Source organism: Streptomyces sp. NPDC002265 (genome assembly GCF_040296125.1).
In the GTDB taxonomy this organism is placed as follows: domain Bacteria; phylum Actinomycetota; class Actinomycetes; order Streptomycetales; family Streptomycetaceae; genus Streptomyces.
The window spans coordinates 17,763-27,360 of record NZ_JBEOWS010000095.1; the positions used below are offsets into that span (position 1 = coordinate 17,763).

The 9,598-nt window shown below is 73.3% G+C and carries 10 protein-coding genes and 2 pseudogenes; 4 read left to right on the top strand and 8 right to left on the bottom strand.

Annotated features, from left to right (window positions below; translation table 11 throughout):
* Position 1 precedes the first annotated feature (1 nt).
* The 4 genes and pseudogenes from ABT085_RS18610 to ABT085_RS18625 form a co-directional block, all read right to left on the bottom strand.
* Positions 2 to 908: pseudogene (locus tag ABT085_RS18610) on the bottom strand (phosphotriesterase family protein).
* Positions 905 to 1,489: a DUF4865 family protein gene (locus ABT085_RS18615; protein ID WP_351608553.1), complete on the bottom strand. Its 585-nt coding sequence runs from the start codon at positions 1,487 to 1,489 to the stop codon at positions 905 to 907. The pseudogene ABT085_RS18610 and the gene ABT085_RS18615 overlap by 4 nt, the downstream one beginning before the upstream one ends.
* An 11-nt stretch (positions 1,490 to 1,500) precedes the next feature.
* Positions 1,501 to 1,895 (bottom strand): annotated as a pseudogene (locus ABT085_RS18620) ((R)-mandelonitrile lyase).
* Positions 1,896 to 1,907: 12 nt separating this feature from the next.
* Positions 1,908 to 2,465, bottom strand: coding sequence for a TetR/AcrR family transcriptional regulator (locus tag ABT085_RS18625; protein WP_351608556.1), 558 nt, complete (start codon positions 2,463 to 2,465; stop codon positions 1,908 to 1,910).
* Positions 2,466 to 2,722: 257 nt separating this feature from the next.
* Here ABT085_RS18625 and ABT085_RS18630 point away from each other — a divergent pair, with 257 nt between their 5' ends.
* Together ABT085_RS18630 and ABT085_RS18635 are read left to right on the top strand one after the other, a co-directional pair.
* Positions 2,723 to 3,013, top strand: a complete 291-nt coding sequence (locus ABT085_RS18630) for an SHOCT domain-containing protein (RefSeq protein ID WP_351608574.1) — start codon at positions 2,723 to 2,725, stop codon at positions 3,011 to 3,013.
* Positions 3,014 to 3,071: 58 nt separating this feature from the next.
* Positions 3,072 to 3,314: a hypothetical protein gene (locus tag ABT085_RS18635; protein ID WP_351608559.1), complete on the top strand. Its 243-nt coding sequence runs from the start codon at positions 3,072 to 3,074 to the stop codon at positions 3,312 to 3,314.
* 101 nt (positions 3,315 to 3,415) lie between these two features.
* Here ABT085_RS18635 and ABT085_RS18640 read toward each other — a convergent pair whose 3' ends face one another.
* Positions 3,416 to 3,940, bottom strand: a complete 525-nt coding sequence (locus tag ABT085_RS18640) for an ATP-binding protein (protein WP_351608561.1) — start codon at positions 3,938 to 3,940, stop codon at positions 3,416 to 3,418.
* Positions 3,941 to 4,118: 178 nt separating this feature from the next.
* Positions 4,119 to 4,442 (bottom strand): hypothetical protein, encoded by a 324-nt coding sequence (locus ABT085_RS18645; RefSeq protein WP_351608564.1) that lies wholly within the window; start codon positions 4,440 to 4,442, stop codon positions 4,119 to 4,121.
* A 374-nt stretch (positions 4,443 to 4,816) separates the two neighbouring features.
* On the opposite strand from ABT085_RS18645, the gene cds1 reads away from it, so the two are divergent.
* Positions 4,817 to 5,941 (top strand): L-cysteine desulfhydrase Cds1, encoded by a 1,125-nt coding sequence (cds1, locus tag ABT085_RS18650; RefSeq protein ID WP_351608566.1) that lies wholly within the window; start codon positions 4,817 to 4,819, stop codon positions 5,939 to 5,941.
* A gap of 179 nt (positions 5,942 to 6,120) precedes the next feature.
* On the opposite strand, the gene ABT085_RS18655 is transcribed toward cds1, so the two are convergent.
* Positions 6,121 to 6,591 carry an SRPBCC family protein gene (locus ABT085_RS18655; protein WP_351608568.1) on the bottom strand — a complete coding sequence of 157 codons (471 nt, stop codon included), beginning with the start codon at positions 6,589 to 6,591 and terminating at the stop codon, positions 6,121 to 6,123.
* Positions 6,592 to 6,664: 73 nt separating this feature from the next.
* On the bottom strand, positions 6,665 to 7,504 hold the full coding sequence (locus ABT085_RS18660) for a DeoR/GlpR family DNA-binding transcription regulator (RefSeq protein ID WP_351608571.1): 840 nt from the start codon (positions 7,502 to 7,504) through the stop codon (positions 6,665 to 6,667).
* A 478-nt stretch (positions 7,505 to 7,982) separates the two neighbouring features.
* On the opposite strand from ABT085_RS18660, the gene ABT085_RS18665 reads away from it, so the two are divergent.
* Positions 7,983 to 9,598, top strand: a 1,616-nt coding sequence (locus ABT085_RS18665) for a hypothetical protein (protein ID WP_351608577.1), incomplete at its 3' end; no start/stop codon positions are given.

A 9,598-nucleotide genomic window follows, 5' to 3' on the forward strand; every position in this document is an offset into this window, starting at 1 on the left:
CTCAGCGCCACTCGACGCCGAAGGCCCGGCCGGGGTTCTGCGTCAGGATGCGGTCCACCAGCTCCTCGCCCAGGGCCGCCGCCAGCCGCGGCCGTACCCGGCGCAGCAGATATGGCATACCGGGACCACCGCCCACCGAGCGGGCGGCCGCCGTCGTGGTGTCCCCGCCGAGCAGCAGCCGGTCGCCGTGTCCCGCGTCGGCGAGCGCGCGGACCGCGTCGGGCATCCGCCAGTCGGTGGCGTGATGGGCGCGCGAGGGTCCGTCGAACGCCAGATAGCAGCCCGACGTGGCGGCCTGGCGGTGCAGCGCACCGTCGGGGAAACGGTTCAGGTGCGAGGATCACCCGGTGCGGCGGCACGCCCGACTCGCCGCACAGCAGGTCGAGTACGTCCAGCGCGCCGGTGCCGAGTTCCAGGTGCACGGCGATGGGCGCACCGGTCGCATGGTGGGCCTCGGCCGCCGCCGTCATGGTCCAGCGGGCGTGCGCGTCGAGCGTGTGGAAGCCGCCGGCCACCTTGATCAGTCCGGCGCGCACTCCCGACGTGCCGATGCCCGAGGTCAGTTCACCGACGAACACGTCGGCGAGGCTGCCGCGCAGCCGGCCGAGCAGCGCCTCGTCGTAGTGCGCCGCCTGGTGCAGTCCCGTCGCGGCCACCACGTGCACCCCGGTCTCCCGGGACAGCGCCGGCAGATCGGCCGCGCGGCGGCCCAGACCGTACGGCGTCCACTGCACGACGCTGCCGCCGCCCTGGGCGCGGAACGCGGTCAGCTCCGCCCGTGCCGCGGAGGCACTGCGCAGCTCCTGCCCCGGGAGCAGGGGGCTGCCGAAGAACAGGTGGTCGTGCGCGTCGCACACGCCGAGCCGTTCGGGCGACAGGTCCCCCAGCGCCGTACGGACCGTGCTCACCACTGTCTGCCCCGCGGCAGCGTGTCCCGTCCCGGCGCCGACAGATGCAGCACCTCGAACACCTCACCGTCCGTCTCGGGCGTGTCGTGCTCCCAGAGGGAGAAGTGGACCGACTCCCAGCGGCTGGTGTCCACGGCCGCCGCGGCGAGCACCGCGCCGTCCTTGCGGGCCAGCCGCCCGACCTCGTCCACCGCCCGGCCCATGAGGGCGGACAGCTCCACCCCGTCCGGCAGCGGCCGGCGGTCGCGGACGGCGAACCGGGCGGGCGACGCGGCGGCCGTGCCCTCCTCGTGGGCCACTCCCGTCCACTGCCGCACCACGGGCCGCCCGAAGTCGTCGCTCAGCCCCTGGAAGGGGCCTCCCCACAGGAAGGCGTTCATGCCCTCCACGGTGTTCCAGAGGTAGAACGGCGCGTACTGGTTGACCGGCGACGCGCGCACCCCGCGTTCCCGCAGCAGATACGCCTTGAGGCCGAGGCCCGCCCAGTCGTCCAGCGCATGCCCGACACGGGCCACGCGCGCGCGGACGATGTCGGTGTCGTAGTCGGCGGGCAGGGTGATCTCGTACTGCATGGCGTGCATCGGATGCCTCCTCAGGCGGGCAGGTCCCGTGGGTCGACGTGTGCTTCCCACTCGACGGTCGTGCCGTCCTCGGCGGCCTCGACGACCGCGAGATGCGTCATGAAGGTGTGCGGTCCCGCACCGTGCCAGTGCCGCTCGCCCGGTTCGATCCACACCGTGTCGCCCGCCCGGATCGGCTGCACGGGGCCGCCCTCGCGCTGCACCCGGCCCTCGCCCTCCAGGAGGTGCAGGACCTGCCCGTGGGGATGGCGGTGCCAGGCGGTGTGTGCGCCGGGTGCGAAGTGCACATTGAACAGGTGCAGCCGGGACGGGGTCCGGGGGCCGCGATCTCGTCGAGCCAGACCGTGCCGGTGAAGTGCTCCGCCGGGCCCTGCCTCGTCTCGGGGCGCTGCCGGGTGATGTGCATGCGTGGGTGCTCCTAACGGGGGGCGAGCAGGGAGAGCAGTCCCCGGACGCCCGTGTCGAAGGCGGCCGGCGAACCGGAGGCCCGGGCCAGGACGTAACCGCCCTGGACGGTCGCGAGGATCGTCGCCGCGATCTCCTCGCCGTCGAGTCCGGGCGGGAAATCGCCCTGCTCCACGCCCTCCTCGACGATTCCGGCGAGTCGTTCGCGGATCCGGTCGAGCGTCTCGTCGACCGGGGCGCGCAGCGTGTCGTCGGCGACGACGTCGGGGTCCATGGTCAGCCGCCCGACCGGGCAGCCGCGCAGCACGTCGCGCTCGCGCAGGAGGTACGCCCGGATGCGCTCGTACGGAGTGCCCGGACCGTCGAGGAGGGAGCCGGTGGTGGCCAGCAGCTCCTCGGCCGTCCGCCGGATGGCGGCCAGGGCCAGGTCCGGCTTGCCCTTGAAGTGGTGGTACATGCTGCCCTGCCCGGCGCCCGCGCGCTCCAGGATCGCCTTGGGGCTGGTGCCCACATAGCCGCGCTCCCAGAGCAGGTCCCGGGTGGACTCGATCAGGCGTTCCGAGGTGCTCATGTCGCCACTGTACATACTAGTAGTTACAGAAATCTCGGAGACCGGGAAAGCGACGGGGAAGGTGGCCGGAAGCGGCCTGGAAAGCCGCCGGGGGGAGCGGCCGGGAGACGGCCGGGGAGCAGGCGCGGATCGTTCTCGTACTCCCGGGGCGGTACGCGTACTGCCGCTGGCCGTACGACGACCCGGACCCCTCCCGTGGGCGAGTCTCGGGACATCACCAAGAACCCGTCCACCGCCTCACCGAGGAGATGACCGAGATGACCACCCTGGCCGACTGGCACGGCGGACCCGGCCCCTGGATCCTGTTCTTCCCGCTGATCTGGGCGGCCGTCGTGGCCGGCGCCGTCACCTTCCTGCGCCGCACTGCCTGGCGCGGCCGTCGCGGACCGTGGCAGGCGCTCGGCGACCCCCGTCCGTCCGGTGACTCGCCCGTCGCGATCCTCGGCCGCCGCTTCGCCTCCGGCGAGATCGACGAGGACGAGTACTGGCGCCGGCTGTCCGTCCTCGACGAGCAGTTCGGCCGTACGGGCAAGGGCGGCGCGGCATGACGGCGGCCCGCGGCATGACGCCGGTCACCGTCAGGCGGGCGGCCGCAGGCTCCTCGCCGTGGTGAACGACCAGGGCGACGACGAGCCGGCAGTACGAGCCCCGGAGGGCGACGGCGAGGCGGCCGTGCAAGCCCCGGAGGGCGTGGGCGTCGAACGAGCCTGCTGCGGCGACCTGATCGGCTTCCTGGTCTGGGCGTTCGACCTGGGCCCTGCGTCGGCCGCGGCGGAGGGCGGCACGCTGCCGCCGGACCACGCGGATGGCAGCCGCGACCCGGCGCGGACACCGGCGGACGGGGCCTGACGACGGGCGACACCGCCCGTCGCGACCTCGGCGCCACCGTCCGCGGCACCTTCGCCCACGGCGCGCGGCAGACGAGTACGGCCCGCCCGGTCACCGCCCGGTCAGCCGGCAACAGCCGACCGGGCGGGAGCATGGGCGGGCCTGAGGCCGTCGGTCGTGACCTCGACCTCCGTGAACAGGTGCGCGGGTTTGTCCGCGACCGTACGGCGTGCCGGGCGGGCCGGCGCGGAGACGGTCGTGGGGAGCGTGAACCACACGACCTTGCCGGACTCGCCGTCCGGCCGTACGCCCCAGCTCTCGCTCACCGCGGCGACCATGGCGAGCCCGCGTCCGCAGGTGGCCAGGGGTTCCGCGTCGTCGACCACCGGGAGCCTGGGGTCGTGGTCGCGCACGGAGACGGTCAGCCGGTCGACCACCAGCTCCATCTCCACTGTGCACGTCTTGTCGGGCTGGGCATGCCGGTGGACGTTGGTCAGAAGCTCTGTCACACCGAGCGCGGCCCGGTCGATGAGGGGGTCCATATGCCAGTAGCGCAACTGCGCCGATACGATTCTGCGGACCTGGCCGATCCGCGACGGCAGGGCTTGGAGCTCCACCGTGCAGTGCCTGCTCGGGTGGCTGATCACGGCTGCGACTCCCCGACGTGAGGTCCGGAAGAACACGGAGTTCGGTTCCAGCAGGACGTGGGGTGAAGCTGCCGCCTGCTGTCATGTCCGGCGGGCTGGTTCGCAGCGTTATCGCCGGTAAACCCAGAGTGACGTGAGAACAGCGTGACGCAGTGGGGTCCGTGCCGCAACTCGCGACTCAGCCGCCCCGTCCGGCGGCCCGGCGTACGGCCTCGATGAACCGTCGTGCCGCGGGTGGCCCCGGCTCGCCGGGCGCGGGGTCGTGGTCACCCAGGGTCAGCAGGTACCGGTTGCCGTTGAGGTCCGCCAGGGCGCGGTCCTGCGGCGCGAACCAGGGCTTCGACGCCCGTACGGCCTGCACCGGCGCGCTGTCGATCTCGCTGCCGTAACTCGTGAGCAACTCCAGCCTGCCGCCGCTGATCCGGACCTGCCCGGCCCGGGTGAGCGAACGCAGCCGTTTGCCGATCCGCACGCCCGTCGCCGTGAACTCCGGCTCCGCCATGCCGTTCCGCCCCCTTGTGCGCGTGGTGCGCCGGACCGCGCTGCCTTGCGGGTGATCCGACCCGTGGCGTGATCCGGCCCGTCTCCGTGGTCCAGTGTGCGCCCCCGTTCGGGGCCCTGGCCCCGCCTGCTGAAGTCTGCCCGCGTACCGCGTCGAGCACCAGTGCGTACGACGTCTCGGCAGCGCGTACCCGGAGCACTCGCGTGAATGCGCCCCCCGATCTGCGCCAGGGCGGCTCCCATGTCAGTTCCGCAGACGTTCTTTGAGCCGCTCAAAGATGTGTTTATGCAGGTGAGAAGTGGTGCGGAGGGTGCTTATCATCGAGGCGTCGGGCGCGCGAGGCGTCGTCGGCGCGAAGCGTTAGGAGCACCGCCGTGAGTACCTCTCAGCAGACCCGGACCGGCGAGACCCTCGACGTCGACCGCAGCGACGCCGCCTATCGCGACTGGCTGAAAGAGGCGGTCCGCAAGGTCCAGGCGGACGCCAACCGCTCGGCCGACACCCATCTGCTGCGTTTCCCGCTGCCCGAGCGATGGGGTATCGATCTCTATCTGAAGGACGAGTCGACCCATCCCACCGGCAGTCTCAAGCACCGCCTGGCCCGCTCGCTGTTCCTCTACGGTCTGTGCAATGGCTGGATCCGGCCGGGCCGCCCGGTGATCGAGGCGTCCAGCGGTTCGACGGCCGTCTCCGAGGCGTACTTCGCGAACCTGATCGGCGTGCCGTTCATCGCGGTCATGCCGCGCACGACGAGCGCCGAGAAGTGTCGCCTGATCGAGTTCCACGGCGGCCGCTGCCACTTCGTCGACGACTCGCGCCGGATGTACGAGGAGTCGGCCCGCCTCGCGGCGGAGACCGGCGGACACTACATGGACCAGTTCACCTACGCCGAGCGCGCCACGGACTGGCGCGGCAACAACAACATCGCCGAATCCATCTTCCGTCAGCTGGAGTTGGAGCGGTTCCCGGAACCGGCGTGGATCGTCGCCACGGCCGGCACCGGCGGCACCTCCGCGACCCTCGCCCGCTACGTCCACTACACCCAGCGCGACACCCGCATCTGTGTCGCCGATCCGGAGAACTCCTGTTTCTTCGAGGGCTGGACCACCGGGGACCAGGACGTCACCTGCGACCGCGGCTCGCGTATCGAGGGCATCGGCAGGCCCCGCATGGAACCGAGCTTCGTGCCCGGCGCGGTCGACCGGATGATGAAGGTCCCCGACGCGGCGAGCGTCGCCGCCGTGCGCGCCCTGGAGCAGGTCATCGGCCGCAAGGCGGGCGGCTCCACCGGGACCGGGCTGTGGAGCGCCCTGAAGATCGTCGCCGAGATGGCGGCCGAGGGGCGCCGGGGGAGTGTCGTGACGCTGCTGTGCGACCCCGGGGACCGCTATCTCGACAAGTACTACGCGGACGAGTGGCTGGCCGAACAGGGCCTGGACATCACGCCGTACACGGCGGCGATCGAGTCCCTGCTGAAGACGGGCGTCTGGCCGGGCTGAGCCCCGGTGACCGACGGCTCCGTCATGCCGACCGGCTCCGTCATGCCGACCGGCTCCGTCATGCCGACCGGCTCCGTCATGCCGACCGGCTCCGTCATGCCGCCCATCGGGTGGTGCCGCGATGTCGGGGCGCGCGCACGGGTGCTGCGCCGGGCCCCACTCCTGTCGTCCGGAGGCTCCTACGCGGCCAGCCGCCGGTCCAGCGTCCCCACCGCGTCCCGGAAGGCCTTCCCGAGTCCGGGCCGGGCCAGCCGCAGTACCAGCCGGAAGGCCGTGTTGCCGTCCGCGGCGAACGTCCACTGTACGCGGGTGCCGGTGCCCACCGGGGTCAGCCGCCACTCCTCGACCAGGGCCCGGACCCCCGGCGCGTTGCCCGAGTCCACCCGGTAGGCATAGACCTCGGGCCCGTCGGCCGCGAGGACCGTCTCGTGGAAGTGGCCGCCGCCCTTGAGCCGGATCTCCCGTCCCGCCCCGCCGTCGGTCGGGCGGGCGAGCGTCACCGCCGGGAACCACTCGGCCCAGCCGGGCACATCGTCGGCGAGCGCCTTGAAGACCTGCTCGGGAGCGGCGGTGATGTCCCGCGTGAAGACCAGACGCAGGGGCGCGGTCTCGACGTGGTCGAGTCCCACCGGGCGTAGACGGCGAGCCATCGTGAGGCCCTTCCTGTCGACGGTCGGAAGACAACGGGCGGCCGAACGGGCAGCCACCCTAGCCGACTTGCCGTCAGATGTCAGTGTCCTCGTCGGGTTCGTCCGGCTCACCGGCCACCACCAGGCGCCGCACATGCTCCGCGATCTCCGTGCGGACCCGGGCCGGCAGCCCCGAGTCGGTCACCCAGGTGTCGACCTGGTCCAGCGCCGCGAACGAACTCAGGCCCACCGTGCCCCACTTGGTGTGGTCGGCGACCACGACGACCCGCCGCGCCGACTGCACCAGACGCCGGTTGGTCTCGGCCTCCGCCAGGTTCGGCGTCGACAGACCCGCCTCGACCGATATCCCGTGCACACCGAGGAACAGCACGTCGAAGTGGAGCGCCGCGATCGCCTGGTCGGCCACCGGCCCCACGAGCGAGTCCGACGGTGTGCGCACACCGCCGGTCAGCACCACCGTCGCCGTGCCCGGCCGCTGGCCCGAGGTGCGCTGCGCCACGTGGAAGACGTCCGCCACCCGCACCGAGTTCGTCACCACCGTGAGGTCGGGCACGTCCACCAGACGGTGCGCCAGCGCGTACGTCGTCGTACCGCCCGAGAGCGCGATCGCCGAGCCCGGGGCCACCAACTCGGCGGCGGCGCGCGCGATGTCTTCCTTCGCGTTCAGCTCCAGGCCCGACTTGGCCTCGAAGCCCGGCTCGTGGGTGCTCGCCTCGACCACCGGCACGGCGCCGCCGTGCACCTTCTCCACAACGCCCTGCCGGGCCAGCGCGTCCAGGTCACGGCGTACCGTCATGTCCGACACGCCCAGCTTGCGGGTCAGTTCGTTGACCCGGACCCCGCCACGGCGCCGGACCTCGTCCAGGATCAGGGCGCGCCGCTGCTCCGCGAGGAGGTTCTGATTCTCACTCACGTACGCTCCGGTCCTTTCGCCTAGGCCGTCCGACAGGCCCGCATACCTGCTCCGACAAGGACATTCTTCCCGTCCACGATGCGCGGGCGTCCCATCCTCGCATGTGGGCCCCGGGGACGCGCCACCACCCGTACCGACGCGCACATGCCATCCAGAGGCGCCGGGCCGCCCCGCTTGTCACACGTATCGGGGAGATTCGGCGACGGGAGGTGTACGGCACGCCCGGAGCGGAGATCCTTGAGGCCGCACGGAGAGCTGCCGACGGTGCGTCACGGGGGAAGTGCGAACAGTGGAGCGTGCACAGGAAAGAGAGCGGAACCGTCCGCGGCAGGCCGCGCAGGACCCCGCGCGAGAGCCCGCGGAACTCACGCAGGAGTGCGCGGAGCCCGCGCGAGAGCGTGTGCAGGATCCCCCGGACGACCCCGCGCGGGAGCGCACCACCCGCGCCACCAGCACCGAGACGGCGGCCGCCCCCGGCGTGCGGCCCACGGTGCCGCGCCCCGCCCTGGAGCTTCTGGTCCACGGGGTCGGCGGGGCCACACCCGAGAAGATGCTGAACGACCCGCGCACCGTGCGGGTCACCGGCGACGACACGGCGGCCGTGTACCGGCGGGCCGAGGACGTCGACGCCGAGCGCGGCCCCGCCGACCGCGGCCCGGGCCCGGTGCCCGAGGCCTACGTCTGGTCCAACCTCACCTCCGGCGACGGCACCCGCGCGCTGTGGCTGTTGCTGCTGCCGTTCATGGTGGTCAACCTCGCCCACTGGATGCGCCCCGGCGCCCGGGGGCGGCCGCGCGCGGTGCGCCTGTACGGGCTGCTGGTGCGCCTTGCCGCACTGACCCTGACCGTGCTGCTGGTCGCGGCCGTCTGCGAGGTCGCCCTCGACCTCACGGCCTGGCAGTGCGCGGGCACCCCCGCCTGCGCCGCACGCCACTCCTGGCTGGGCTTCCTGGCCCCCACCGGCCCGGACGGCGGCTGGTGGAGCCGCCCCGGCCGCAGACTCGCCCTCGCCTCCGTGGTCCCCGCCGTCCTCACCGTCCTGCTCTGGTACCTCTCCCACCGCACCTGGAGCGCGTACGAGTCCCAGCAGCCCCTCGTTCACGCCACCGGACCCGAGCCCCGCGCCGACCGCACCGCACTGGGCCGGCCCGGCTTCTGGTACGGACGCCGACTGGTGGCCCGGCTGCGCGCGGCGCACACCGCGGCCGGTCTGCTCACGGTCGCCGCGGCGGTGGCCGCTCCGGCCGTCCGCTTCGACCGGCAGCCGGGCGGACCGGCCGCCCTGGACACGCTCGGCCGGCTGCTGGAAGCGGCCCTGGTGGCCGCGGCGGCCGCCGTGGTCTGGGTCGTCTGCCGCCGGGGCCGCAGCGAACACCGCCTCGACCGGGCACTCGACGGTCACCTCGTGCACCGGCTCCCGCCCGCCGCCCTCACCCTGCTCCTGCTCACCCTGGTGTACGCCGGCTGGGAACGCCCCCACTGGCGCTCGCACGGACGGCTGGCGGGCGACGCGACCTTCGGCACCCTCGCCCTCGCCCAGGGCCTGATCGTCCTCGCGCTCGCCGCGGTCGCCCATGTCCTGTACCGCAGCGACCCCGCCCCGCGCACGGTGCTGCGCGGTCTGGCCGGACCCGCCGTCGCGCTGCTGGCCTGCGCCCTCGGCGGGGTGATGTCCGGCGGCGTGTCCCAGCGGGTCGCCGACTGGCTGGACGGCACCAAGTCCTCGATCCCCGGACCGCCGGTCCTGCTCACCTGGCAGGCCTCCGTCATCCCCGGACTGCTCGCGGTCCTGCTCGTGCTGTGCGGCGGGCTGGCACGCGCCGCCTGGCGGCTGCGCCGGGTTGAACAGGCGGCCGTCGACCGCGACTACCCCGCAGAGACCAAGGACCCGGCCCGCACCCGCCGTATCGCCGACGCCCGCGTGATGGCCTCCCTCACCGACCGCGGCCCCCTCCTCGTCGCCGTCACCGCGGGCACCACCCTGCTGCTGGGCAGCGCGGCCCTCGCCGGCGCCCTGAGCACGGGGCAGACCCCGGCCGGCGCCGCCGACGGGACACCCGCATGGGTGCACGGTGCCGCCGACGCCGCGCAGGC